This is a genomic window from Corynebacterium spheniscorum (genome assembly GCF_900113445.1).
Classification (GTDB): Bacteria; Actinomycetota; Actinomycetes; order Mycobacteriales; family Mycobacteriaceae; genus Corynebacterium; species Corynebacterium spheniscorum.
On record NZ_FOPJ01000001.1, the window covers coordinates 233191 to 259671 of the forward strand.

Here is a 26481-nt window from a genome sequence, read left to right on the forward strand (position 1 = left end):
CTTTTAGGCTGCGACGCAAGCAAAGACCGAGGTCAGGGTGGGAATTTGTCGGTGTATGGACGAAGAAAGGCTGGATCGACTCAGTGGGGAACCAATGGGTGTGTTGGTGGGGTGTTCCCTGCGCAGTGCTGTACCGAACCTTGATAGTTACGGAGCAGTAGTGAGCGCGCCACCTAGCCCCTGGGGAGCGTCCTGCTTGAGGCACGCTTCAGCCCCCTGACACAGGGTGGCAGGGGGCTGAAAGCTAAGTGGGCGCTACTTAATTTCCATGAGCGTGGCACCCTTGGTGATGCCTTCGCCTTCCTTAACGGCAAGCCCAGTGACCTTGCCGGCCTTGTGGGCCTTGACTGGGTTTTCCATCTTCATGGCTTCGAGTACAGCAACGGTATCGCCTTCGGCAACCTCGGCGCCTTCTTCGACATTCACCTTGATGACAGTGCCTTGCATGGGTGCAACCACTGCATCGCCAGAGGTTGCGCCCTTAGCGCCACCGGAGCGACGCTTCTTGGGCTTACGCTTGGGTGCGGAACCGAAGCCGAAGAAAGCCGGCAACGCGATCTCAACGCGACGACCGTCGACCTCGACAACAACCTTCTTAGAAGGTGCGGATTCTTCTTCCTCCGGGTCAGCCACCGGATCGCTCCAGGGCTTCAGCGGGTTATCCCACTCTTCTTCGATCCACTTGGTGTAGATATCGAATTTCTCGCCATCGCCAATGAAGGCCTTATTGTCCACAATGTGGCGGTGGAAGGGGATGACCGTGGGCATGCCTTCGATGTGGAACTCATCCAAAGCTCGGGCAGCCCGCTGTAGGGCCTCTTCGCGGGTTTCTCCATAGACGATGAGCTTCGCCAGCATGGAGTCGAACTGACCGCCGATGACGGAGCCCTCCGTGACACCGGAATCAACACGCACACCGGGGCCCGCCGGCTCTCGATAAGCCGTAATGGTTCCTGGGGCAGGCATGAAGTTAGCGCCAGCATCTTCGCCATTAATGCGGAATTCAATGGCGTGACCGCGGGGAGTGGGGTCTTCCTTAAGGTGCAATTCCTCGCCTTCGGCAATGCGGAATTGCTCCCGGACTAGGTCCACGCCTGTGGTCATTTCGGTGACCGGGTGTTCCACCTGGAGGCGGGTATTGACTTCCAAGAAGGAAATCAGGCCATCCGCGCCGACCAAGAACTCTACGGTGCCCGCGCCGTAGTAGTTAGCTTCACGGCAAATTGCTTTCGCTGACTCATGGAGCCGCTCACGCTGGTCATCTGTGAGGAAGGGTGCGGGAGCTTCTTCAACAAGCTTTTGGAAGCGGCGCTGCAAAGAGCAATCGCGGGTGCCCATCGCTACGACATTGCCGTGTTGGTCAGCAAGTACCTGTACCTCTACGTGGCGTGCCTTGTCGAGGTAACGCTCGACGAAGCACTCCGGGCGACCAAAAGCGGTCTTAGCCTCCCGAGTGGCGGAGTCATAGAGGTCAGCGACCTCTTCCAAGGTGTGGGCGACTTTCATGCCGCGGCCGCCACCACCGAAGGAAGCTTTAATGGCGATCGGTAGGCCATGTTCCTTCGCGAAATTGACGACCTCTTCGGAAGAAGCAACCGGGTCTTTGGTGCCTGGGGCCATCGGGGCGTTGGCCTTCTCGGCAATGTGCCGGGCAAGAACCTTATCGCCTAGTGCGGCGATGGAGTCCGGGCTTGGGCCGATCCAGATCAGGCCAGCGTCGATGACTGTTCGAGCGAAGTCAGCGTTCTCGGAGAGGAAGCCGTAGCCCGGGTGAATAGCATTGGCGCCGGCCTTAGTGGCGGCGCCAATAATCTTCTCCACGTCGAGGTAGGACTCCGCGGAAGTGTTTCCGCCGAGCGCAAAAGCCTCATCGGCCATGGCGACGAAGGGGGCCTTGGCGTCAGGCTCGGCGTACACCGCGACGCTGGCGATGCCGGCGTCGCGAGCAGCACGGATAATGCGGACGGCAATTTCGCCGCGGTTGGCGATCAGTACCTTGGTGATCTTGGTGCGCGGGGTGCCAGTGTTTGTGGGTGTGGCGGCTGCTGCAGACACTAGGGTGAGCCTCCTGTACGTAGGTGCGGAGCGTGGGCGAGTTTTGTTATGAACAAAAAACTATTCTTGCATACAAAACCAACGCGTGTGTCACGCGACCCAACACTCCCAGGCTAGTCGCAGTTGAGCTTTGGTCAGAATTACTCAGATCCCGTAGCGATGGGCATGCCAATCATATTGCCCCATTCGGCCCAGGATCCGTCGTAGTTTAAGACCTCCCGGAACCCAAGCAAATAGGTCAACACGAACCAGGTGTGAGCCGATCGATCACCCAAGCCGCAATAAACAATTGTGCGCTCAGCTGGGTCAAGGTGGGCATAGTGCTGTTCTAGCGCTTCACGACGCAGGAAGCGGCCGCTGGGGTCAACTGCTTCCGACCATGGATAGTTCATGGCACCCGGGATGTGGCCACCACGTTGGGTGGCTGGGCATTCCATGCCTTCCAAAGCGTGGCCAACAAATTCTTCTTCAGATCGCGCATCAACAATCGGCGTGTCGTCTAGTTCGGCACGAACTTCCGAAACTCGGATCCGAAGATTCTTTTCCTGGCGCACCGCGGTGGGGTAGTTACCGGGGGTGGGGTCCGGTACGAGGAAGGAGGTGTCGCGCTCTTCCGACATCCAGGCGTCGCGACCGCCATCGAGCAGTCGTACGTCTTCATGGCCGAAGAGTTTGAAGACCCAGAAGGTATAAGCGGCCCACCAGTTAGAGCGATCTCCGTAGATCACCACGGTGTCGTCTTTGGAGATACCCTTCTCGTGCATCAGTTCAGCGAAGGCTTGCCCGTCGATGAAGTCACGGGTTAGCGGATCTGCCAGGTCATGGTGCCAATCGATGCGTACTGCAGTGGGGATATGGCCGATATCGTAGAGCAGACGGTCCTCGTCAGCTTCCACCACCTTGAGGCCCGGGGTTCCTAGACGTGCGGATAGCCAGGCTGCAGAGACTAATGCTTCGGGGTGTGCGTAGTCCTGGAAATGGGGGAGGGGATCAAGCGGGGCTGCCAACTTTAGCTTTGCCTTTCACAGACTTAAGGGATGTTGCGAGTAAATGCTTCGCTTCACTCTAACGCGGAAAAGGGTCTATATGTTCACTCGTAACAATATTTGTGGGATTGCTAACGCTGGGCCCCGTTTAGCGGCGCGGGCCTCAAATGCTCGCATATCCTTAAGAAATATGCATGAGCGAAGGTGTTGTAGCCACAAGCTTTGCAGTTAATGGCTTCCGAGCGCATCGGTCCGCGGGTCCAAGGTTATTCAACCTCGGGTTCCTCGGCCACCGACCTCCGAGGCATTAGCTTCTGAGTGAAAGGTTTGAATTCTAAACCCCAGCACCCACGTAAAGCATATGAGTAAGACCTAAACAGGCACCCACAAAAGTATCGCGGAAAGGCGAAAAACGTGCACAAAGGAATCGTAGTCTTCGAGGTTGAAGGCGGCTCCGACAAGTTCATCGATGGTCACCGTCGGGACACCATGCCGATCGTGAAATCCATCCAGGACGCCGGCTGGAACTCCGAGGTTGTTTTCTACCGTCCGGAATGGAGCGACGACCTCTTCACCTATGTGTCCGAGAATTTTGACGCTTATATTTCGCGCGTTAACCCCGGCAACATCCCCGGCGGCGAAAAGGGCTACTTTGAGCTCCTCAACCGTCTTTCTGAAGCCGGCCTCGTGGGTATGTCCACCCCCACCGAGATGATGGCCTATGGCGCCAAAGACGCACTGGTCAAGCTTGCTGACACGGATCTTGTTCCGGATGATACCTACGCCTACTACGACGTAGAGACCTTCCACAAGACCTTCCCCAGCTCCATCTCTTATGGTGAGCGCGTGCTGAAGCAGAACCGTGGTTCCACCGGCTCGGGCATCTGGCGCGTCCAAATCCAGGACCCCGAGGTTGCCAAGAATGTTGAGCCGGGCACCGAATTGCCCCTCGACACCAAACTCAAGTGCACCGAAGCTGTGGATAACCACACCGAAGTCCGCGAACTCGGCGAGTTCATGGACTTCTGCGACCAGTACATCATCGGTGACAACGGCATGCTCGTAGATATGCGCTTCATGCCGCGCATCGTCGAAGGTGAAATCCGAATTCTGCTGGTTGGCCCGCACCCCGTCTTCGTGGTGCATAAGAAGCCGGCAGCCGGCGGCGATAACTTCTCCGCAACCTTGTTCTCCGGTGCTAAGTACACCTACGACAAGCCCGAGGCGTGGCAAGACCTGATCGACCAGTTCGCTGAGGCCCGCCCGATCATCGCCGAGAAACTCGGTGGCGACAACATCCCGCTGATCTGGACCGCTGACTTCATGCTGGACGATGGCCCGGATGGAAAAGACACCTACGTGCTGGGCGAGATCAACTGCTCTTGCGTGGGCTTCACCTCCGAACTGGATATGGGTATCCAGGAGCAGGTCGCCAAGGAAGCTATCTCCCGCGTGGAAGCGAAGCACGCTTAAGCAAGCACGCTTACAGCCGCGCACTAAGCAAAGAGCTGCGGCAGCTTAAAGTAGTTGCCTCAGCTCTCCTAGTTCGCCGCACCTTCCCAAGACGCTCAGCCTCATGAGAGGTGCCGCTCAGCGGCTTGCTGGCTGCGGAGGAGGATCAACTCCTTCCCCGCAACTAAATGTTCTCCCCTTTACGCACCACATCAGGTGCCCGAAGGGGAGATTTTTATTCCAGCCCGGGGTCTGCCGCTGAAGGAGTATCGCTAATCGCCGGGGAATCCTCGGGGTAGCGGGCAGCCGGTTTATCTAAGAGAGTTGCCACGCACTCTGGATCCGCATCAGAAAGCATCTGACGGCAACGATCGTATTCCTCGGTCTCGCCAATTGCTTGGGCTGCACGGGCCAGCACAGCGATCGCACGCAGCACCCCGCGATTAGGTTCATGGGACCACGGAACGGGACCCCAACCCTTCCAACCATTACCGCGCAACCGATCCAAACCGCGGTGGTACCCGGTGCGGGCGAGGGCATAGGTCTGTGCCAGATGCTCCGAAGAATTGTCCTGGCTGGCAAGATGTTCTTCCGCCAAGGTAGCCCACACAGCGGGTTCGGCCGGGAACTTCAGGGCCGTATCAGCGGTGATCTTATCGGGCAGATCGGCTGCCGGGAGTCGAACCGGTGATGGCGCCATCATGTCATTGATCTTCATGCGTCCCCAGCATAGGGCGCAGGCCACATTTCTTCAGCGAAATCACCAAAATTTTGAAACCGAATACCCCAAGTCATAGAGCACTCGGCGGATAAACGGTAGGGAAATTCCGATCACCGAAGAGGGATCGCCCTCAATGCGGTCGATAAACCAACCACCTAAAGCTTCCAAAGTGAAAGCACCTGCGCATTCCCAGGGCTCTCCGCTTTCGGCATAGGCGCGGATATCCGCATCGCTGACCTCAGCAAAATAAATCTTTGTCGACGTTGTCCCACTGACCGTGCCAGCAGGACTACGCACGCAGTGCCCGGTAATCAATTCGGCAACCTGGCCGCGTTGAGCTTCCCAGCGTCGAATAGTTTCTTCCACGGTATGTGGTTTGCCCTGCAATTCCCCGTTGAGCAGGAGCATGGAATCGCAGCCGATGACGATCTCTTCAGCCTCAGCATTTATAGCTTCGGCTTTGGCTTTCGCTAAGGCTTCAACAACTTCTTGTGGACTGGCAGCCCCAAGATGGTCCCGCACGGTATCTTCATCAATATCTGCTGGGCGGATGAGAGGCTCAATGCCCGCTGAATTGAGGACCATGCGCCGCGAAGGGCTGGCCGAAGCCAGCACAATCTGCGGAGGAGTGTTAGCTGCCATTAGTGATAGGTACTGGTCGAGTAAGCGTTGGGGTTAAAGACCTGGCGCGCAATCTGGTTGAGCATCTCATCTACTCCACCCCATTGGTTGCGCTCAGTGGCCTTGTAACGCTGCTTAGCTTCTGCCTGCAGGGTATCCAGGGCAAGCTGGATTGCGGCGATCTCAGTGGCACTGGGGTTGCCCTTGACCACCTTGAAGTTCGGTGCCGAGGTATTCGAGGTAGAGCCTTCTGACGCAGAGGTGCTCTGCGCATAGTTCTCCTGCGAGGCGCGGTCCGGAGTGGGGGAGTCAGTCATGGCGTTAGGGTGTGGCTATCACTAGAGCGGCATGTTGCCGTGTTTGCGGGCGGGTGGGGTCATGGTCTTGCGATCCAATAGACGCAACCCCTCAATAATATGACCACGAGTTTCTGCCGGAGGAATCACCGCATCCACCATGCCTAACTCTGCCGCACGATAGGGGTTGAGGTGCTTCTCGCTGTAATCCTCCTCGGAGGTATTCAGCACCGTGCTGGCGATGGTGGCATCAGCTGCTGCGATCTCTGCGGTTGGCCAGGCAAACACCAGGTCAGCGCCCAGGTCCTTAGCGCCCATCACGGTATAGGCTGCACCCATTGCGCGGCGCACAATCACCGTGATCTTCCCGACGCTGGCCTCAGCATAGGCGTAGGCCAATGCCGCTGCGCGCGCTTGCACGCCGGATTGTTCCTCTTCCTTGGCGGGCAGGAATCCCGGAACATCAACGATTTCAATGATCGGCAGGTTGAAGGTATCGCAGGTGCGAATGAACCGCGCTGCTTTCCGACATGCCTTGGAATCGAGGCAACCAGCCAATTGCTCTGGCTGATTGGCAAGAATTCCGACTGCACGGCCTTCCACCCGAGCAAAACCGCAAATAACGTTGGGTGCGTAGCTGTCCTGGATCTCCAGGAATTCAGCATTATCCACCAGGCGGTCGATCAGCTGCATCACATTAAAAGGCTGGTTGATTGAGTCCGGAATAACCTCATCCAGCTCGCGATCGCGCGGGGTGATATTCGCATTAATGGCGCCCTGCATAATCTCCGCATCGGTGCGCGGAGCTTCAGCACGGTTATTCTGCGGCAGGTAGCCAAAGAGAGTGTGGACAAAGCGGATCGCCGCATGATCATCGCTGACCACTCGGTGGCACAACCCAGACTTGTGGGCATGCACAGAACCACCGGCGAGCTCAACACTGGCTTCTTCGATGCCAGTCACCGAGGCCACCACATCATTCGGGGTGAGCTGCAGCGCACTGCTGCCTTCCAACATCACCAGTACATCAGCGAGAGCTGGGGCGATGACATGTGCACCGCTAGCTTCACCGCTGAGGACGCAGATATGAGGAATGATGCCGGAAGCTTGGGTGAGCAGACGGCTAATCCGAGCAAACATGCCCAGGGGTAGAAGCCCTTCGGCAACACGGGCGCCGGCGCCTTCGCTAAAACCAATCAGCGGCACGCCAGTGCGGGTAGCCAGCTCAATGAGCTTGACCATCTTTTCGCCATAAACCTCACCCAATGCACCAGCAAAAATGGTGGCGTCTTGGGAGTAAACACAGACCTTGCGGCCCTGGATAGTGCCATAACCGGTGATGACACCATCGGTTACCGGGCGGGTGGCGTCCATACCGTAGTCGGTAGCGCGATGGCGGGCTAAAGCATCAATCTCGACGAAGGAACCTTCGTCGAGCAGCTCTCCGATACGTTCGCGTGCCGTCATCAACCCTTCGGAGTGACGTTGGCTTTGGGTTTCCTCACCAAGCGGCGCTTCCGTTTCACTTAGACGTGCGCGCAGATCGGCGAGTTTCCCGGCGGTTGTGGAGAGATCTGTCATAGGGGTTAATGATAGGGCGTGGCGCGGTGGGAAGCGAAAAACTGCCCGACGAGCCTTCGTGCTCATGAGAAGCAGGCGGAGGGGCTGCCGTATACGCATCCATGGGCGCGCAGCGCAGAGCTTAAGAAGAAGTGAAGGAATAGGGGAGCGATGAAGCCGAACGGCCCGCGGGCATTATCGGCGCAAACGCCAGCGCAACAATGCCCCCAACCACGCATAGGGCCCTAGCCGCACACCGCCCCCTGACCGCACACCGCCCCTGACCGCACACCGCCCCCTGGTCGCGCATAGGCTCCTGGCCGCGCGGGACCCTCAGAGATGCCGAGCCGCTTGACACCCCCATAAACAGGGCTTCAGCATCTCGCCTCCGGGGCCCGTCTGCTGACGGAAGGTCTAGCTGAAGGTGACGTGCGGGATAGCGGGGCTGTGGTTCAACCCGATGAAATGCTCGTCCGGACGGGTACGGCCCGCGCCAGCAGCTCCAGCGTTGCCATCCGAAGTTTCGTGCTGACCTTCGCTGCTCAGCAGCAACGCGAGCGCAACCAATTCTTCGGGGGCCGGATTACCGCTAACAACTTTAAACATCGGTGCCATAGTGAGTGCTCCTCCATGAGCTTTCGTAGGTCTACAAACATACACGACCTAGACGGTCGTACCTATTGGATTTATATATGGGGGTGTCACGGCCCCTAGATGGAGCCTCGGTGGGGCTGGACACGAAGGCAGAGGCCTCAGCAAGCCGCCAGCCACAGGCCCACCACAGGCCCACACCAAGCCACTAGTCACAAAGCCACCAACCCCACACCCCGTCTAAAGCGGAATATTGCCGTGCTTCCGCGCCGGGCGATGAACCTTCTTCTCCCGGTACAGGCGCAAGTTGCGAATAATATGACCGCGGGTCTCCGAAGGCAGGATCACCGCATCAATCAGGCCGCGCTCGGCCGCCAAATAAGGATTCAACATGGTGTCTTCATAGGCGCGCTCAAACTCTGCGGCCAGTGCCTCCACATCCAAGCCTTCCTTCGATGCAGCAGCCAATTCCTTACGGTGGATGAATCCCACCGCACCCTTAGCGCCCATCACCGCAATCTGCGCGGTCGGCCAGGCCAGGTTCATATCCGCGCCCAGGCCCTTCGAACCCATCACGCAGTACGCACCACCATAGGCCTTGCGCATGGTCACGGTGATCTTCGGTACGGTCGCCTCGGCATAGGCATAAAGCAGCTTCGCCCCGCGCCGCAGGATACCTTCATATTCCTGGCCAGCGCCCGGCAAGAAGCCTGGTACATCTACCAGCATCACAATCGGGATATTAAAGGCATCGCAGGTGCGCACAAAGCGTGCCGCCTTCTCCGAGGAGTCAATATCCAAACACCCAGCAAATTGTGTGGGTTGGTTGGCTACAAACCCCACCGATTCGCCTTCCATATGGCCAAAGGCAATCACCACGTTCTCCGCGCGATCCGCCTGGATCTCCAGGTACTCACCATCATCGGTGAGTGCTTCAATCACATCGCGCACATCATAAGGGATGGTGGGGGAGTCCGGAATAATGCTGTCCAGCGTCAGGTCTGTCTCGGAGATATTGTCCTCGATCGCACCCTCTTCCGGAATGCAATCCGCCCGCGGCGCATAAGAACGGTTATTAGAGGGCAAGAAAGTCAGCAGGTCATGCACCCAGTCCAGTGCCTCAGCATCGCTTACTGCGGTGTAGTGCGTGGTACCAGCGGTCGCCATATGGGTTGAGGCGCCACCTAATTCCTCCTGCGTGATCTCCTCACCGGTCACGGTCTTAATCACATCCGGTCCGGTCACGAACATCTTGGAGGTCTTATCCACCATCACCACAAAGTCGGTCAGCGCCGGCGAATAAGCATTACCGCCCGCGCAAGCGCCCATAATCACGGAAATCTGTGGCACCACACCGGAGTTATTCACGTTGTGCCAAAAAGTCCGCGCGATCATATCCAGCGATACCGCGCCGTCTTGGATGCGCGCACCCGCACCTTCATAAAGACCAATCAGCGGGCGTCCGGTGGTCACAGCCAGCTCCATAATCTTGAGCATCTTTTCGCCATAAACTTCACCTAAAGCACCACCAAAAACGGTGCCATCCTGGGAAAAGATGCAGACCTCGCGGCCATCAATGGTGCCCCAACCCGTCACAATGCCATCCGTGGCAGGTCGGCGTGCATCCATCCCAAAAGCGGTGGTGCGGTGACGCGCTAATTGATCGGTCTCCACAAAGGATCCCTCATCAAGCAAATACGCCAAGCGCTCGCGCGCGGTCAGGCGATTCGCATCACGCACCTTCGCAAAAGCTTGCTCCCCCATGGGGGCAAGGGCTTCGGCGCGCCGGGCTTTAAGGTCAGCAATCCGACCTGCGGTGCTGTAATCAGGCGCGGCTTCAGACGCACTCTTCGGAGCGTCTACCGAGGCGTTTTCCGGGGCTGCGGAGGTGGAATCTACGGGAGATTCCGTCAAAGGTGAGGAAAAGGTCATGTTTGGCAGCGTAGACTACGGAGGCGTTAGTTTCCACAACAAAACACCAAAAATTTTCGGCGAATGATTGTTTTCCCAGCTAAACAGATATCAATTAGCTGAGAGTTCCCGAAAAACATACCGCCTGAACCTAGGTCATGCGTACTATGTGCGTCTGTGAAGCAGAATTCCACCACCGCCCACACCCACTCCACGCCCGCCACCGATCGCTCGCCGCTTAACATCGAACACCTTCGCAGCGCACTAGGCGAACTCTATCCCCGCATCCTCCACAAATCAGAGGTGGGTTCTACGAATGCTGAGCTTTTAGCCGCCGATGAGAGCACTCCTTCCGGTAGCTTGCTGCTTTCCGAGATCCAAACTGCAGGTCGCGGGAGATTGGGACGGCGTTGGGAGGCTCCCGAAGGTAGCCAACTCGCATTCTCCTTATTGCTGAGATTGCGAGACTTAGAGCGCGTTGGGATGCTGCCACTTGCCGCCGGGGTAGCAATCACCGATGTCATCCCCGGAACCTCCCTGAAATGGCCCAATGACGTGCTCCTTCAAGGAAGAAAACTCTGCGGTATCTTGGCCGAAGCTAACCACCTCGATACCAACCCCACCGTGGTGCTTGGCATCGGCATCAATGTCTCCTTAACCGAAGAAGAACTTCCCGTTGCGCACGCCATCTCTCTTCGTCTCGCCGGCATCAGCACGCCGCGTGAAGAACTCGCCATCACTGTGCTGCGCGCGCTGCATCACCGCATCACCCAATGGCAAGAAAACCCCGAAGCACTCATGGCTGATTATCGGCGGGTCTGCCGCAGCATCGGCGCTGATGTAAAAGTCAGCCTCCCGCGCGGTCGCGAACTTTTTGGCACTGTCAGCGGCATCGGTGATGCCGGGCACCTCCTGGTCCGCGATCACGCTGGGCAGGAGCACTCGCTATCTGCTGGCGATGTTGAGCATCTTCGCCCAGCCGATGGTGGCAATTACACTTCAAGCTAGACCCAGCACCCACAAGGAGGGGAACCCCGCGCACCATGGCACCGCCCAAACTCGAAACCGGTGAAAGCCTGCAGGTGGATCTCAGCGCGCCTCTCAGCCGATTGCTATACCCCGCGATGGAGCTCGTGCTATGGACCGGCCTGTGTTGGATAGCCCTTGGCTGGCTATTCCAACAAGGCAGCCCAGAGCTGCATCGCACACTGGTGCTCATTCTCTGGTTAGTGCTGGTTGCGTGGCGTTTTCTGCTGCCCTATATCCACAACCGTCGCGAGATTTTCCGGGTCACAGATCACCGCATTATTACCCGCGGCGGCAAGCTAGGCACCCGCATGGAATCCATCCCGCTGGAATGGATCAGCGCGGTGCGTCGCAAGCGGTCCACTGTCTATATTTGGATCATCAACCGGCCCCAACCCCTAGCCTTTTATCGGGTGCCCAAAGCCAAAGCAGTATGCGAAAGAATCAGCTCACTAACCGGGGTCGGTACTCCCTAAGGGGGCATGAGGGGGTACCTAGGTAGGGGGAGTGTGTTCCGCACGCTAGCTAATATCAGCGCCATGACTCCTCGCCCTGTCTCCGAACCGCGTCCGGATGAATTCGGTCGTCCTTCAGCTCATGCCCCTGGTTCCGCTACCGTCGCCGTCATTGGTGACGGCCAACTAGCCCGCATGATGCACACCGCCGCCATCGAGTTGGGCCAATCCCTTCGTCTTTTGGCCGGTTCCCCAGATGCATCCGCCGCCCAAGTGTGCGCCGACGTGGTGCTGGGCGACTATAAGGACTTAGCGGACCTACGCCGGGCAGCTGAAGGTTGCGATGCCTTAACCTTCGACCATGAGCACGTCCCCAATGAGCATCTCAATATCCTCATCGCCAATGGCATTGCCGTAGAACCGCGCCCCAGCGCATTGATCTACGCCCAAGATAAATTGCTCATGCGCCAGCGCCTTAAAGAACTCGGAGTCCCGGTTCCGGTTTTTGCGGAGATCACCTCCACCGAAGATGCCAGCGCCTTCTGGGCAAAAACCGAGGGCCAGGTGTGCCTAAAAACCCGGCGCGGTGGTTATGACGGCCACGGCGTGTGGTTCCCCGAATCCGAAGAAGAATTCTGCCAGCTCGTTAGCGAATTAACAGCCAAAGATGCCCCACTGATGGCGGAACGCAAGGTCGCATTAGACCGCGAACTCTCCGCCATGGTCGCCCGTCGCCAAAGCGGAGAAGTAAGAGGCTGGCCAGTAGTGGAATCTGTCCAGCGTGATGGCATCTGCGCTGAAGCTATTGCGCCTGCCCCAGGTCTTGATGAGAAGCTCGAAGCCCAAGCCCGCGAGATTGCACTGAAGGTAGCCGAAGGCTTAGGTGTTACCGGTGTACTGGCGGTGGAGTTATTCGAAGCCGCTGGGGAGATCTCTGTTAATGAGCTCGCCATGCGCCCGCATAACACCGGTCACTGGACCCAAGATGGCTGCATCACCAGCCAATTCGAGCAACACCTCCGTGCCGTTTTGGATCAACCCTTAGGCGCTACCGATGCCACTGCCGCAGTCACCGTCATGGCGAATGTACTAGGTGCTGCCGAGGATCCAGACATGCCCATGTCAGAACGCGTTGCCCATGTTCACCAACGTTTCCCCCAAGCCAAAGTGCACCTTTATGGCAAGACTCATCGTCCCGGACGGAAGATCGGACACGTCAACCTATGTGGTGAAGATGTGGCAGAAACACGCCATAATGCGCAGCTAGCCGCAGGCTTCCTCGTTCATGCCCGCTGGGCTGACCAAGACGCTGACCAAGCTAGCTAAATCACCAGCTAAAGCACCTGGAAGCTAGGCTTAAGACAAGTACGTTCATGATTTAAGGAGTTCAAAATGACGCCGCGTGTGGGCCTGATTATGGGGTCAGATTCTGATTGGCCAACAGTACAACCTGCCGCCGAAGTTCTCGCTGAATTCGGAGTGCCCTTCGAGGTCGCTGTGGTTTCTGCGCACCGTACCCCCGAAAAGATGCTGGCCTACGCCAAAAATGCGCACCTTAATGGCGTCAGAGTCATTATCGCCTGCGCAGGTGGAGCAGCCCACCTTCCCGGCATGGTGGCCTCAGCAACCCCGCTGCCGGTCATTGGCGTGCCACGCGCACTCGACAACCTTGATGGCTTGGATAGTTTGCTCTCCATCGTGCAGATGCCAGCCGGCGTCCCGGTCGCCACGGTGTCCATTGATGGTGCCAAGAATGCTGGCCTTTTGGCACTTCGCATCTTAGGCGCAGAAGATGAAAACATCCGTGAGCAGATGGTGCAATACCAAGAGGACCTTAAAACTCAGGTGGCTCAAAAAGAAGAAGCTTTAAGAAAGCGCCTCATGGGGGAGTAGCTACCGCGCTGCTGGCTGCTACGCCACGGCCACCGCACCCCTGCCACCGGTGCCGCACCGCCATGAGCTACCCTCATCCCACCGAGGACCTTCCATCCTTCCGGCAAACATCCCGGCAAACTTCCCTTTTCCTGCATTAATGCTCCCTTTGGGATCTATCCCTGAGGACATCTGATGTGTAGTGTTTAAAGGTGAATAGCGGAAACGATTCTCGCATCGCCGACGCTCAGCAAAGGCCCACACGCCCCAAGCCCAAGGCATCAGACCTCAAGGCCCCACACCTTAAACGCCGAGCTTCTCGCTGAGCCCACCGCGCTGCGTTAAGCGTTGCGCATATCGCATCCCCCTTTTCACCTCGGATCAGAGGAGTTGCCCCCGTCATGAGTGCTACAACCGGGACCAACACTGGCCCCACGCCTCTAGACTCAACCGCCACCGCCTCCGCCCCGCAACGTCCCGTACCTAAGGGCAAGGCTTTCAAAACAATGCAGAAGGTCGGCAAGGCCTTCATGCTCCCGATCGCCATTTTGCCGGCCGCAGGTCTCCTGCTCGGTATTGGTGGCGCACTTTCTAACCCGACCACTGTCGCCGCCTACCCGGTGCTCGATAACCCCGCCCTGCAGGGGGTCTTCACCGTCATGGCGGATGCCGGCAGCGTTATCTTCGCCAACCTCGCACTACTGCTGTCCATCGGCCTGTGCATCGGCCTCGCCAAGCGCGATAAAGGCACCGCGGCCCTCGCCGGCGTGGTCGGCTACCTGGTGATGACCGGCACCACCGCCTCCCTGCTGAAGGTATTCAACCCCGATGGCCAAGCCATCGACACCGGCATCATCGGCGCCCTGGTCATCGGTGCCGTGGCGGTTACTTTGCACAACCGCTACCACAATATTCAGCTACCCGCGGTGCTTGGCTTTTTCGGCGGTTCCCGCTTCGTCCCCATTGTCACCGCCGGTTCCGCCCTGCTCATCGGCGCCGCTTTCTACCTCATCTGGCCGCCCTTCCAGCACCTGCTGGTCATCGCGGGCGAAGGCATGGCCTCCCTCGGTGTGGTCGGCACCTTCCTCTATGGCTTCCTGCTCCGCCTTTCCGGCGCGGTCGGCCTGCACCACACCATCTACCCCATGTTCTGGTACACCGAGCTCGGTGGCGTAGAAACAGTTGCCGGCCAATCCGTGGTCGGTGCCCAAAAGATCTTCTTCGCCCAGCTCGCCGACCCCGCACACCAGGGCCTGTTCACCGAAGGCACCCGCTACTTCGCCGGCCGCTTCGACACCATGATGTTCGGCCTACCCGGTGCCGCGCTGGCTATGTACCATTGCGTGCCTAAGGAACGTCGCCGCCGCTACGCCGGCCTTTTCCTCGGTGTCGCCCTGACCTCCTTTATCACCGGTATCACCGAACCTCTGGAATTCATGTTCCTCTTTGTTGCCCCGGTGCTCTACGTGGTCCACGCTTTCTTCGATGGCCTCAGCTTTGCCATCGCTGATCTGCTGCAAATCCGCATCGGTAATACCTTCTCCGGCGGTTTGATCGACTACCTGCTCTTCGGTGTTTTCCAAGGCCAAGACAAGACCCACTGGATGTATGTCATCCCGGTCGGCATCTTCTGGTTCGCGCTCTACTACGTGGTCTTCCGTTGGTATGTCCGCCGCTTCCAGGTTGCTACCCCCGGCCACCTCAGCGACACCGAAGCAGATTCCGGGGCTGCCGCCACCGCTGCTTCTTCCGCCAGCACCCCCAAGAAGGATGCTCTGCGCGCTGAATCCGAGCAGATCCTCGCCGCCTTGGGTGGCCCGGAAAACATTGAGGATATTGATGCCTGCATCACCCGCCTGCGCGTCTCCGTCCGTGACTCCGCACAGGTCGATCGCGATCGCCTCAAGGGGCTCGGTGCCGCGGATGTTTTCGATGTCTCCGGCGGCGTGCAGGCCGTCTATGGCGCTAAGGCCGTCCTGTACAAGAACACCATTGCGGATATCCTCGGAATAGACGACTAATCCGCGCACAACCATCTCGATTTGGAGGAATAATGTTCGGCTTCGGCAAGAAGAAGAAAACTGCAGGTACGGCGATCGTTTCGCCCACTGCAGGTAAAATCCTGCCGCTCAGCGAGGTCCCAGACCCCGCATTCTCTGGTGGCGCCCTCGGCGAAGGTTTCGCTGTGGACACCGCCGGTGATGAAATCTGCTCGCCCGTTTCCGGCGACATCATCGTTCTTTTCCCCACCGGCCACGCCTTCGCGGTGCGCGCCGATTCCGGGGTAGAGGTCCTCGTTCACATCGGTGTCGATACCGTCAGCCTCAAGGGCGATGGCTTCACCAAGATCAAGGCCCAGGGCGATCGCGTCGAAGCTGGCGAACCGGTCGTCCGCCTCGATAATCGCGAAGAAACCGCCACCAAGGTTCCTTCCCTGGCCACCATCGTGGTGGTCTCCAATGGCCAGAAATTCGCCACCAGCGAGCTCTCCATGGACGCTGCCGCCGGCGAAACCGTCATGACCGCCACCGAGAAATAATTCTCCGCACACAGCACACTCCCAGGGCATTCGTCCTGGGAGTTTTGCTTTACTCGAGACCCGGTGGCTGGGCGGTTATTTTTTGCTGCGGGTATATCTCCACAGGGAAGTTTGACACACCACCATCACTAAAGCGAGAACAGCGGGCCATAACGCCGGTTCTGGCTGCAGCAAATTCAGCACTGCTTGGATTACCGCTACCACCGTGAAAAACCCCGAGAACCCCAATGCCGCATCCCATTGCAATTCACGGCGCCGCGAAGCGCTGTGGTCCACATCCTGAGGTTCTTTTCGCGACATAGACACCTAGGGTAGCAGCGCAACCTTAGGCCTTAACACCGCCAGCCGTCAGGCCCGAAACGATCCGCTTCTGGAAGAGCAACACCATAATGATCAGCGGAATAGTCACCAAAGATCCCGCCGCCATAATCGAGGCATAAGGGAACTCAAAGGAACTCGGCCCCGAGAAGCGCGCAATCGCCACCGTCACCGGTTCAGTATCCGTAGTCGATAGCTGCTTGGCCAACATGAACTCATTCCAGGTAGCAATGAAAGCCAAAATCGCGGTGGTAAATAATGCCGGCGCCGCCAGCGGTAAGAGTACTTTCCTAAACGCCTGCCCACGGCTAGCACCATCAACCCGGGCTGCTTCCTCCAACTCCCAAGGCAGCTGGCGGAAGAAACTCACCAAGGTATAAATCGTCAGCGGCAACGCAAAAGAAATATTCGGAATAATCAGCGCCTTGTAGGAACCAATCCACCCCAGGTCACCAAAGAGCTGGAAAAGCGGGGTCACCAACGCAATACCCGGAAACATTGAGGCCGCCAACACAATGCCGGTCACAATGCCCTTACCGCGGAAATCCAGGCGGGCTAGGGCATAGGCGGTAAATACCCCAACCATGACTGCCAAGAAAGTCGTCACCAACCCAATCAGCAGCGAGTTAGCAATAGCTGCCAAAAAGTCATTGCCCTTATCAGTTGCCAGCGCATCCTGGAAATTTTCTAAGGTCACATGCACCGGGTAGGGGCGAGTATCAAAGGTGTAGTCCTTATGGCGCAGGGCGGTAATAACCATCCAATAAAAGGGCGCCAAACCCCACACCAAAATCAGGATGAGCCCAAGATAGTTGGCAATAAAGCTCCGGACCTTATGGCTCATCGCGACTGCCCCTCCTGAGAATCCTGCGCCAGAATCAACTCCGGCTCCGGGGTTTTACCGGGCGCCATGATCTTCTTCTTAGCCTCGCGGTCATTGCGCTTAGCTTGCTTCTTCTTCGCGCGATCCCCAGCCACATCAGCACCTAAGAAGCGGATCATCACAAAGGCCACGAAGAAGATGAGCAGGAAGATCAAGGTTGATAGCGCGGAAGCCGAGTTGAAGTGATTCTGGCGCATATCCTCCACCACCAACTGCGAAATCGTGGCAGTGGGGGAGTTGGAGGAAGCCGAAATCATAATCACCGGCAGGTCATACATACGCAGCGCATCCAAGGTGCGGAAAAGCACCGCCACCATCAGCGCTGGCTTCACCAGCGGCAACGTAATTTTGGTGAATTGTTGCACAACAGAGGCCCCATCCACCCGCGCTGCTTCATACACATCCTTAGGGATCATCTGCAATCCCGCCAGAATCAGCAGCGCCATAAAGGGCGTGGTTTTCCACACGTCCGCCACAATCACCGCGGCACGCGCATACACCGGATCAGTGGTCCAAGAAATCTGGGTGCCTAATAAAGAGTTCACTATGCCGCGGTCCGCGAAGATGAACTGCCAGAGCTTCGCGGTCACCGCGGTAGGAATCGCCCAGGGCACCAGCACCGCGGCACGCACCAGCGCGCGGCCCCGGAACTCACGGTTCATCACCAGGGCCATCGCCATCCCCAAAATGGTTTCTAGGGTAACGGTCACCACGGTGAAGAAAAGCGTGATTCTTAGTGCCGGCCAGAAGTCAGTTGATAACACCCCGGGCGGGCAGGTGCTGACTTTCCCAGATGGGCTCATGCACCTTTGGGTTAACCAATAGAGGTAGTGGTCGAAACCGGCGAAGCCACCTTCGGCGAACATGCCGGTGGTCGGGTCAAGGCCCTTATCTGCCTGAAAAGAAAGCCAGATCGCGCGGACGATGGGATAACCGATCACCACCGCCAACACGAGCAAGGCGGGGGCAATCAGGAGTCCAGCGGATCTGGCTTGCTTAGGCATCAGGGTGTAAGAGCCTTTTCTCTAGGGGCGAATCTAGGAGGCGTTTTCGATAGCTGCCTTCATATCGGCAGTGGCATCATCGACGCTCTTACCGGAGGTCAGGGCAGCATAGGCGTTGTCCTGGATGGCCTTAGAGATGGACTGGTAGAAGGGGCTCACCGGACGCGGTGCCGCGTTTTCCAGAGATTCCTTCAGAGCCGGGAGGTAGGGGTACTTCTCGACCAGGGAGGCATCATCGTAGATGGAAGCCAACACCGGCGGGAAGGAGTTATCCGCGAACCAGGTCTGGTTTTCCTCATTGATGATGAACTCGATGAAGTCACGGGCAGTGGCCTTGTGCTTGGAGTTCACGTTGATGCCGTTGTTATAACCACCCAAGGTGGAAACACCCACGCCATCCTTACCGACCAGCGGCTGGACTTCGAACTTGCCCTTGACTGCGGAGGTGTCCTCCCCAGCATTGGTGAACATGTAGGGCCAGTTGATGGCATAAGCGGTGTCACCAGCAACGAAGGCGAGGTTGGTCTCTTCCTCAGTGGTGGACACCGAGTTCTTGGAGATCACACCGTCGTTGTAGCCATCAACCATGGCCTGCAGACCAGCCTTGGCTTCGGCAGAGTCAACAGCAGGCTTGCCATCGGCATCCAGGACGTGGCCGCCCCAGCCTTCAATGAAGCCAGCGGTGTTCACGGTCAGGCCTTCGTACTGTTTGAGCTGAACAGTCAAGCAATCCTTGCCGGCATCCTTAACGGAAGCGCAGGAGTCAGCCAATTCCTTCCAATTACCGGGGGCCTCCGGGGCCAATTCGGTGTTACGGAAGAGCAGCTGACCATTGGTGTTCTGCGGCAGGGCGTAGAGGGTGCCGTTGTAGGTGGCAGATTCCACGGTGGCCGGCAGCAGACCAGAGGTATCAACCTTCAGGTCATCGGTCAGCGGAGCCAACCATTGGTGGGCAGCGAAGTCCGCGGTCCACACAACATCCAGGGCCATGACGTCATAGTCATCATTGCCGGCCTGCAGGGACTGCACCAGGGTTTCACGCTGGGCATCGGCTTCACCGGCAAGCTCATTGAGAGTTACCTGCTCATCCGGGTGGGCCTTATTCCACTTCTCGATCACCGGGATGATCTTGTCGGTGTCATTCTTGCCCATGGCGAAGGTGATGGGGCCACGGTCGCCCGCAGCATCATCCTTCTTATCGGACTTGGCAGCAGTGCTCTTATCAGCAGACTTATCGCCGGAAGCGGAGTCATCGGAGGAGCAACCAGCCAGACCCACGGTGGCAACCAGAGCAGTGGCGGCCAGGGCGGCGCCGGTGCGGCGCATACGGCTGGAGCGGGTGAGAGAGTACGTCATAGGAGTTAAACACCTTTCAATATGGACGCGGTGACTTCAATCTAGTGACATCTAGTGACGATGCCAGCCATTCTGGGAAAGATGTTGCCCACATCACCCTCTTGTTGGGGATTGAATAGGCTGCCCTATCTTTCCTAAATCCTAAATTCTTTCCCCACTTGTGGGGTCAAAACGGTGCGCCACCGCCGGATCATAAGCAAAACGCACCTGATCCCCGCGCGCCGGGCTGTCCGCATCCTTGAGCCGAGCAACCAGCCGCGCACTACCGCCATTTTCTAGCTCACAGGTGGCATAGACATAGCTTTCGGAACCTAATTCCTCCACGATATCCACGGTCCCCTGCAGATCCCGCCACCCAGCTGGGGCATCGGAGCCATGCTGCAGGATCTCCATGTGTTCCGGTCGCACCCCCAAGGTGAGGTTCTCAGCGGGGAAGAGATTCATGGCCGGGGAACCAATAAACCCAGCCACGAACTCATTACGCGGCTTCAAATACAGTTCCTTCGGTGGGGCCACTTGTTGCAGGATTCCATCTTTAAGCACCGCCACCCGATCACCCATGGTCATAGCTTCCACCTGGTCGTGGGTCACATACACGGTGGTGGTTCCTAAACGGCGTTGCAAAGCAGCCACTTCAGCGCGGGTCTGGACGCGCAGCTTCGCATCCAAGTTAGATAGCGGCTCATCCATTAAGAAGACCTTGGGGTTACGCACAATCGCACGGCCCATCGCTACACGCTGGCGTTGCCCACCAGAAAGGTCCTTCGGCAAACGATCCAAAAACTCGGTCAACCCCAAAAGCTCAGCGGCTTCTTCCACTTTCGCTTTGATTTCCGCCTGCGGCAGTTTCGCCAGCTTCAATGCAAAACCCATATTCTTGGCCACCGTCATGTGTGGATAGAGGGCGTAGTTTTGGAAGACCATCGCAATATCTCGTTGCGCTGGTTCCATCCGGGTGACATCTTGATCATCAATCAGGATGCGCCCGGACTCCACAGCCTCCAACCCAGCTAAAGCACGCAAGGTCGTGGACTTGCCGCAACCTGAAGGCCCCACTAGAACCAGGAACTCGCCATCAGCGATCTCCAGATTCAGCTCACTTACGCTGGGGTTTTCCGCGCCGGGGTAGCGGATGCTGACATTCTCATAGGTGACCGTTGCCATGCTTTCGAAGACTACCAGTGCACCTCACAGCAAGGCGGCGCCAATAACCCCCACAACACACCCCTTGCTACAGCCTGATATCGATCTTCTCCGCCTCGGCAATTTCGCTAAGCCGCTCGGTGCCCACCATGCCAGCCACAATCACCGTGGACCCACCAACCGCAAGCGGCTCTAATACCTGCCGCCTAAACCCGGCCCATTCTGACCAGCCAGTTCCCAGCACCCGAGCACCTTCGGTTGCTTCGATGGGTCCATTGAGGATCTCTGGGAGCTTCGCAGTGGGGTAGGGGTATTGGTCTCCGAAGAAGCGCACCCCAGGGCCAAAATCCACCGCACCTTCGGGCAAGGTACCCCCGGTTTCTACCACGCCGCGGCCGAAGGGATCCTCGGTGACAATCACCAGCTCCGCATCCTGATAAATATCTGCGCGATCCAAACTCGTGAACACCACTTCAGCATCACTTTCGGTATGTGATGCTGGGGAGGTTAAATCCACGTCCACGCCGGCAGCAAGCGCCCCCAAAACAATCACCACGGTGTGCCAATTCACCGGCAGATCAATGAGGATCCGGTTTCCTTCTTCCAGGTCGAATTCCTCATTGAGCATATTGCCGACCTTCGCCGCCCAGTTATCCAGCGTCAATGCGGAAAAATCCAGGCGCGCCCCCACCTTCTCGTCATAAATGGTCAGACGGGGACTAGAAGGATCGGCCTTAAGTAGATGGGAAAGCAAGTCCATGCCCTCCCATCGTAGGCAGTTAATTCACGCAGCGGGGCCCGTCGCCGCCAGCATCAATCTTCGGGCCAGGCTCCACCGCACCGGCAGTACCAGGCTGCCCAACTTCATCGCGTTCCGCTTGCAGGTCAGTCTCATCGATGGCCTGATCCCCCAATGGGCCCTGGTAATCATCATGAGCCACCACAATCAAGGTCTGTGAATCCAAACCAGCATTCGTGGTCACCGAAACACCCAAATAATCCGCCAAAGCTTTCGCCGCCGGATCGCTGGCGCTAGCCGCTACCACCTGGCTCTTGGTATAAACACCAGGTTCAGCGTTGGCGATGGCGCTTATCGAGAGCTCCTTGTCATGAAGGTGCGCAGCGATTCGGCCTGCGGTACCTGGGGTAGTCCCGGCATTAAGCACATGCAGCGACTTGTCCGCCAAGGCACTGCGTAGTGCTTCATCCTTGGCATCTTCGGCAGCCTTCTTCTTATCAGCAGCGCTTTGGGCTTGATCATCCTCACCCAGCAGCGTCTTCATAAAGCGATGCACCTCGTGTTTATCCACAGTCACGATGGATTCGCCATAGTCGCCGACACCATCAATCGAAGTCACCGGGATAGTTGTGAAGGTGACATTGCCGCCAGCAAGGTTTTGCAATTGCGTGGCAAAGGACAGCACATCCCAGCCTTCATCAATGACCACCGAGCGCTCCACCGCGGCACCCATATCCGACAGTTTCGAAGGATTGGTCAACGTACCGGCGGCCAGCACCTTGTTTACCAGCGAAGCCATATACGCCTGCTGGCGCACAATACGATCCAAATCCCCGCGGGGTAGACCATGGCGTTGGCGCACGAAGGACAAAGCATCAGCACCATTGAGGGTTTGGCGGCCCGCCGGGAAATTAGCGCCGGAGAACTCATCTTCTACCGGCTCGTTCAAGCACACCTCGACACCACCCACAGCGTCGGTAAGAAGCACGAAGCCCAAAAGTCCAACCTCGGCATAGTGGTCGATGGAAACGCCGGTGAGCTTATCAATAGCCCGAATCAAGCCCTGGCGGCCAGCGCGTTTGGCTTCTAATTGGATCTGGCGATCCGTGAGCTTCCCCTCGGCGACTAATTCTTCTTCGCGAGCATGCTTATGCACCCCATAGACGCCATTGATCTTCATATTCCCATAGCCCTCTTCGTGCACATAGGTGTCACGGGGAATGGAAATGGCGGTGGCGGAGCTCCCGTCATTGGGGATACGAATAACCATCAAGGTGTCGGTGTTGTCGATACCTTCTTCATCACCGGCACGTAGTTGCTCAATCTCTTCCGGGGTCAGCGGGTTGCCCTGCGCATCAGAACGCGAATCGCTACCCACCAACAAAATATCCACGGCACCATCAAGGGTTTGTCCCTTCGTGCCTTTGCCGGAAGCACCCAACTCCAGCTTTCCGGAGCTGGTGACCTCATTACCGATCCGCCCAACCGAGAAATAGCCCAGGCCACTGACACCCATGACGAGTACAGCTAAGAGCGCCATGAGGGTTTTAAGGAACGCAGGGCCGGCCTGTGCAGTCTCCGCGCGGGGGACTGGCGGGGCCTGAATCTCGCGGGCGTTACGGTATCGGTTCGTCACAGATGTCTTCCCTAGGGAGAATATGAGCTAGGTGTGGGTACTAGAGCGCAGCTAAAAAACGATAGTGAAGTGAGCTCATCACGGGGAAGTTTAGTCCTAGCGTGGCACCCGGAGCGAAAATCCTTGACACTATCCTTAAGTCACAGATCCACCGGCGAAGCTTTTGCCACCATTTTCTGAGGAGCCGCGAACACACATTATGAAGGTCAGCATTCTCGGTGCCTCCGGCCAACTCGGCACAGCCCTACAGCTTTGCGCGCCGCCACACACTCATATCCGCGCCTACACGCACCAACAATTAGATATCAGCGACCGCGAGCAACTTACAGCCATCACCCCGTGCGATGTTGTTATTAATGCCTCCGCCTATACCGCGGTGGACCAAGCCGAAAGCAATATCCCGGCTGCCGTAGCGGTCAACACCATCGGCCCAGCACTGCTTGCCGAACACTGCGAAACCATCGGCGCCCGGCTCCTGCATATTTCCACCGACTATGTTTTCGGCCCCGAGCAACCTCAACGCCCCCTAAAACCAGAAGACCCCACTGGGTTACCAGCCACCGTTTATGGGCGCAGCAAACTAGCCGGAGAACTGACCTTACGCGGCCGCCCCGAGGTCACAACCATTCGGACCGCCTGGGTATATTCCGGGAATCTGCTGCCAGATCACCGTGACTTCCTCAGCACCATGATCCGCCTAGCCACCGGCGACCCAGCCCAAGAAATCACCGTCGTGGATGACCAATACGGCAACCCCACCTACGTGGTTGACTTAGCCCGCGCCCTCTGGGATCTAGTAGCTGAGGAAAATAGCGCTGAGCTGCTGCATCTCGTCGGTAGCGGCCAAGCTACCTGGTGCGAGTTAGCCCGTGAAATCTTCCAAGCCATCGGCGCGGATCCACAGCGCGTTCGCCCCATCTCCACCGCCGAATATCCCACCGCGGCGCCCCGGCCTGCCTGGTCAGTTCTAGCCTCCTCACGGGCTCTGCCAGAGTGGCGTAATGGGGTTTTCCGGGCTGTGACCGGTACCCTCTGAAGGTTGTGACTACCCCTCAGCCAGAACCCGTATCGAGTACCCAGCAACCCCTGGGTGTCATTACGGTGACCTACTCGCCCGGCCGGCACCTGCGTGCCTTCCTGGACTCCCTACCCACCGATGTGGAGATCATCCTCGCTGACAATGGCTCCACCGACGGGGTTCCAGAAAAAGAAGCAGCCGACCGCCCGAATATCACCTTCCTGCCCACCGGCGGAAATATCGGTTATGGCTCCGCAATTAACATGGCCGCCACATTCCTCAAAGAACAGCGGCAGGTCGATCCCGAGTTCTTCTTAGTCAGCAACCCCGACGTCGTCTTCACCCCAGGCGCCGTCGAGGAACTAATTGCCTGTGCCCGCCGCCACCCACAAGCTGGCGCCGTCGGGCCGCTGATCCGGGAAGCTGATGGCAGCATCTATCCCTCAGCACGCAACCTTCCCAACCTCAAAAACGGCATCGGGCATGCCCTTTTAGGTGCCGTGTGGAAGAGCAACCCCTTCTCGCAGGCGTATCTCGCCGAACACGATATGGATAGCGAGCACACCTGTGGCTGGCTCTCCGGATCCTGTTTATTGCTTCGCTGGGATGCCTTCGAGGAAATCGGCGGATTCGATGAGCGCTACTTCATGTACATGGAGGACGTGGACCTCGGAGATCGTTTAGGGCGCGCAGGCTATAGCAATGTGTATTGCCCACGCGCTGAAATTAGTCACGACAAGGGACATTCTGCAGGCAAACACCCGGAAGTAGTATTGCCCGCCCACCACGCCAGCGCCTATCGCTACCAAGCTGACCGACTCAGCGCCTGGTATCTAGCCCCAGTGCGCGCCGCTTTATGGGTGGGCCTGAAAGTTCGTGGCCTGATTGCGGTGAGCTGCGCCAAGCAGCGCCGCGCCAAGAAGGAAGAGGATTAATCCGAGATGAGTTCTGCACACACCACTGACGCCGTCATCCTGGTCGGCGGCAAGGGCACGCGACTGCGTCCCCTGACGGTCAACACCCCAAAGCCGATGTTGCCCACCGCCGGCTACCCCTTCCTCAAGCACCTGCTGGCCCGCATCGCCGAAGCTGGAATCACCCACGTCATCCTCGGCACCAGTTACCGGGCTGAAGTCTTCGAAGAATACTTCGGAGATGGCTCCGATATGGGTCTTGAGATTGAATACGTCGTAGAAAAAGAAGCCCTCGGCACCGGCGGAGCCATCCGCAATGTCTATGACAAACTGCGCTATGACAACGCCATGATCTTCAATGGTGACGTGTTGGCGGGAACAGATCTCAGCGGCATTCTCGCCACCCATGAGGCCCACCAAGCCGATGTCACCATGCACCTTGTGCGCGTAGCGGACCCCAGCGCCTTCGGTTGCGTACCCACCGATAGCGAAGGCCGCGTCACCGACTTCCTGGAAAAAACCGAAGATCCGCCGACCGATCAAATCAACGCCGGCTGCTATGTCTTCCGCAAAGAAATGATCGCCAAGATCCCCACCGGCCGCGTCGTGTCGGTGGAGCGCGAAACCTTCCCGCAATTCCTCGTCGAAGGTGCCCGAGTCTTCGGGCATGTCGATGCCGCCTACTGGCGGGATATGGGACGCCCGGAAGACTTCGTGCGCGGAAGCTCCGACTTGGTGCGCGGCATTGCACGTTCCCCGCTGCTGAGTGGACGCACTGGTGAAGCCCTTGTTGATGAAACCGCCGGCATTCGTGATGGCGTGATTCTCGTGGGCGGTACCGCCGTTGGCCGCGGAACTGAGATCGGTGCTGGCTGCCGTCTCGATGACACGGTGGTTTTCGATGGAGTCACCATCGAACCCGGCGCCATCATCAAAAATTCGATCATTGCCTCCGGGGTCACCATCGGCGCGAATTGTCGTATTAGTGACTGCGTGATCGGCGAAGGCGCCCAGATTGGGGCACGCTGCGAACTGCGCGCCGGGATGCGCATTTGGCCGGGTGTGGTCATCCCGGATACCGGCATTCGCTTTAGTTCAGATGCCTAGCTTTTAGGTGGAGCGACACGCCGACCTTGTTATGAAAACATAGGCACACCACTACATGTAGTACCCCCTTTGTTTACCCCCGAAGAGTGGTTGATGTAAGTGGTGTGACTGGTGTGAATATTGACGTGCTCTTTCTGATTTTCTCACCCCAAGATCACCCAATTGGGTTGACGATATCTAGTGGATCGGTGTGTAATCACACCAGTGTTACTTGCAGGCCCCCAAGGAAAGGATGATGGCGTGGAAGATATGGCTGACAACGCCGTTATCCGTAGTGG

General features: G+C 57.8%; 24 protein-coding genes and 1 pseudogene. 10 read left to right on the plus strand and 15 right to left on the minus strand.

The window, feature by feature from the left end:
- Positions 1-255 precede the first annotated feature (255 nt).
- Together BMZ01_RS01065 and BMZ01_RS01070 are read right to left on the minus strand one after the other, a co-directional pair.
- Positions 256-2055, minus strand: coding sequence for an acetyl-CoA carboxylase biotin carboxylase subunit (locus BMZ01_RS01065; protein WP_092283520.1), 1800 nt, complete (start codon positions 2053-2055; stop codon positions 256-258).
- Between the two features lie 140 nt (positions 2056-2195).
- Positions 2196-3062, minus strand: a complete 867-nt coding sequence (locus tag BMZ01_RS01070) for a sulfurtransferase (protein WP_092283522.1) — start codon at positions 3060-3062, stop codon at positions 2196-2198.
- Positions 3063-3455: 393 nt separating this feature from the next.
- Between BMZ01_RS01070 and BMZ01_RS01075 the strand changes: the two genes are divergently transcribed.
- Positions 3456-4514 (plus strand): Cj0069 family protein, encoded by a 1059-nt coding sequence (locus tag BMZ01_RS01075; RefSeq protein WP_092283524.1) that lies wholly within the window; start codon positions 3456-3458, stop codon positions 4512-4514.
- 295 nt (positions 4515-4809) lie between these two features.
- Here the strand turns inward: BMZ01_RS01075 and BMZ01_RS01080 are convergent.
- From BMZ01_RS01080 to BMZ01_RS01105, 6 genes and pseudogenes are all read right to left on the minus strand, one after another.
- Positions 4810-5211, minus strand: a pseudogene (locus BMZ01_RS01080) (DUF3151 domain-containing protein); the annotation flags it as partial.
- A gap of 42 nt (positions 5212-5253) precedes the next feature.
- The gene (locus BMZ01_RS01085) at positions 5254-5856 is read right to left on the minus strand and encodes a nucleoside triphosphate pyrophosphatase (protein WP_092283528.1); all 603 of its coding nucleotides are present in this window, start codon (positions 5854-5856) and stop codon (positions 5254-5256) included.
- Positions 5856-6152: an acyl-CoA carboxylase subunit epsilon gene (locus BMZ01_RS01090; protein WP_092283530.1), complete on the minus strand. Its 297-nt coding sequence runs from the start codon at positions 6150-6152 to the stop codon at positions 5856-5858. The genes BMZ01_RS01085 and BMZ01_RS01090 overlap by 1 nt, the downstream gene beginning before the upstream one ends.
- A gap of 21 nt (positions 6153-6173) precedes the next feature.
- Complete coding sequence (locus BMZ01_RS01095; protein WP_092283758.1) at positions 6174-7712, minus strand: acyl-CoA carboxylase subunit beta; 1539 nt, start codon at positions 7710-7712, stop codon at positions 6174-6176.
- Between the two features lie 393 nt (positions 7713-8105).
- The gene (locus tag BMZ01_RS01100) at positions 8106-8306 is read right to left on the minus strand and encodes an acyl-CoA carboxylase epsilon subunit (protein WP_092283532.1); all 201 of its coding nucleotides are present in this window, start codon (positions 8304-8306) and stop codon (positions 8106-8108) included.
- A 216-nt stretch (positions 8307-8522) separates the two neighbouring features.
- Positions 8523-10214 carry an acyl-CoA carboxylase subunit beta gene (locus BMZ01_RS01105; protein ID WP_092283534.1) on the minus strand — a complete coding sequence of 564 codons (1692 nt, stop codon included), beginning with the start codon at positions 10212-10214 and terminating at the stop codon, positions 8523-8525.
- Between the two features lie 156 nt (positions 10215-10370).
- On the opposite strand from BMZ01_RS01105, the gene BMZ01_RS01110 reads away from it, so the two are divergent.
- The 6 genes from BMZ01_RS01110 to BMZ01_RS01135 all read left to right on the plus strand — a co-directional run bounded on the left by BMZ01_RS01110 (position 10371) and on the right by BMZ01_RS01135 (position 16085).
- Positions 10371-11201 (plus strand): biotin--[acetyl-CoA-carboxylase] ligase, encoded by an 831-nt coding sequence (locus BMZ01_RS01110; RefSeq protein ID WP_092283536.1) that lies wholly within the window; start codon positions 10371-10373, stop codon positions 11199-11201.
- Between the two features lie 35 nt (positions 11202-11236).
- A complete protein-coding gene (locus tag BMZ01_RS01115) occupies positions 11237-11695 on the plus strand; it encodes a PH domain-containing protein (protein WP_092283538.1) in 459 nt (152 codons plus the stop codon).
- A 63-nt stretch (positions 11696-11758) separates the two neighbouring features.
- Positions 11759-13000, plus strand: a complete 1242-nt coding sequence (locus BMZ01_RS01120; RefSeq protein WP_092283760.1) for a 5-(carboxyamino)imidazole ribonucleotide synthase — start codon at positions 11759-11761, stop codon at positions 12998-13000.
- 66 nt (positions 13001-13066) lie between these two features.
- Positions 13067-13567 carry a 5-(carboxyamino)imidazole ribonucleotide mutase gene (purE, locus tag BMZ01_RS01125; RefSeq protein ID WP_092283540.1) on the plus strand — a complete coding sequence of 167 codons (501 nt, stop codon included), beginning with the start codon at positions 13067-13069 and terminating at the stop codon, positions 13565-13567.
- A gap of 380 nt (positions 13568-13947) precedes the next feature.
- Positions 13948-15567 (plus strand): PTS transporter subunit EIIC, encoded by a 1620-nt coding sequence (locus BMZ01_RS01130; protein ID WP_092283542.1) that lies wholly within the window; start codon positions 13948-13950, stop codon positions 15565-15567.
- A gap of 32 nt (positions 15568-15599) precedes the next feature.
- On the plus strand, positions 15600-16085 hold the full coding sequence (locus tag BMZ01_RS01135) for a PTS sugar transporter subunit IIA (protein ID WP_092283544.1): 486 nt from the start codon (positions 15600-15602) through the stop codon (positions 16083-16085).
- A gap of 75 nt (positions 16086-16160) precedes the next feature.
- Here BMZ01_RS01135 and BMZ01_RS01140 read toward each other — a convergent pair whose 3' ends face one another.
- From BMZ01_RS01140 to BMZ01_RS01170, 7 genes are all read right to left on the minus strand, one after another.
- Positions 16161-16385, minus strand: a complete 225-nt coding sequence (locus tag BMZ01_RS01140) for a hypothetical protein (protein WP_092283546.1) — start codon at positions 16383-16385, stop codon at positions 16161-16163.
- A gap of 25 nt (positions 16386-16410) precedes the next feature.
- Complete coding sequence (locus BMZ01_RS01145; RefSeq protein ID WP_092283548.1) at positions 16411-17247, minus strand: carbohydrate ABC transporter permease; 837 nt, start codon at positions 17245-17247, stop codon at positions 16411-16413.
- Complete coding sequence (locus BMZ01_RS01150; RefSeq protein WP_092283550.1) at positions 17244-18290, minus strand: carbohydrate ABC transporter permease; 1047 nt, start codon at positions 18288-18290, stop codon at positions 17244-17246. The genes BMZ01_RS01145 and BMZ01_RS01150 overlap by 4 nt, the downstream gene beginning before the upstream one ends.
- A gap of 33 nt (positions 18291-18323) precedes the next feature.
- Positions 18324-19646: an ABC transporter substrate-binding protein gene (locus BMZ01_RS01155; RefSeq protein WP_092283552.1), complete on the minus strand. Its 1323-nt coding sequence runs from the start codon at positions 19644-19646 to the stop codon at positions 18324-18326.
- A gap of 141 nt (positions 19647-19787) precedes the next feature.
- Positions 19788-20810 carry an ABC transporter ATP-binding protein gene (locus BMZ01_RS01160; protein WP_092283554.1) on the minus strand — a complete coding sequence of 341 codons (1023 nt, stop codon included), beginning with the start codon at positions 20808-20810 and terminating at the stop codon, positions 19788-19790.
- Between the two features lie 67 nt (positions 20811-20877).
- On the minus strand, positions 20878-21549 hold the full coding sequence (locus BMZ01_RS01165) for a TIGR03089 family protein (RefSeq protein WP_092283556.1): 672 nt from the start codon (positions 21547-21549) through the stop codon (positions 20878-20880).
- 19 nt (positions 21550-21568) lie between these two features.
- Positions 21569-23164, minus strand: coding sequence for an LCP family protein (locus BMZ01_RS01170; protein WP_092283558.1), 1596 nt, complete (start codon positions 23162-23164; stop codon positions 21569-21571).
- 199 nt (positions 23165-23363) lie between these two features.
- Here BMZ01_RS01170 and rfbD point away from each other — a divergent pair, with 199 nt between their 5' ends.
- Genes rfbD through manB form a run of 3 tightly spaced genes read left to right on the plus strand, consistent with a single transcriptional unit; the run spans position 23364 to position 26203 of the window.
- Positions 23364-24200, plus strand: a complete 837-nt coding sequence (gene rfbD / locus BMZ01_RS01175) for a dTDP-4-dehydrorhamnose reductase (RefSeq protein WP_092283560.1) — start codon at positions 23364-23366, stop codon at positions 24198-24200.
- Positions 24197-25117, plus strand: a complete 921-nt coding sequence (locus BMZ01_RS01180; RefSeq protein WP_092283562.1) for a glycosyltransferase family 2 protein — start codon at positions 24197-24199, stop codon at positions 25115-25117. The genes rfbD and BMZ01_RS01180 overlap by 4 nt, the downstream gene beginning before the upstream one ends.
- 6 nt (positions 25118-25123) lie before the next feature.
- Positions 25124-26203, plus strand: a complete 1080-nt coding sequence (gene manB, locus BMZ01_RS01185) for a mannose-1-phosphate guanylyltransferase (RefSeq protein ID WP_092283564.1) — start codon at positions 25124-25126, stop codon at positions 26201-26203.
- The last annotated feature ends 278 nt before the right edge of the window (positions 26204-26481 follow it).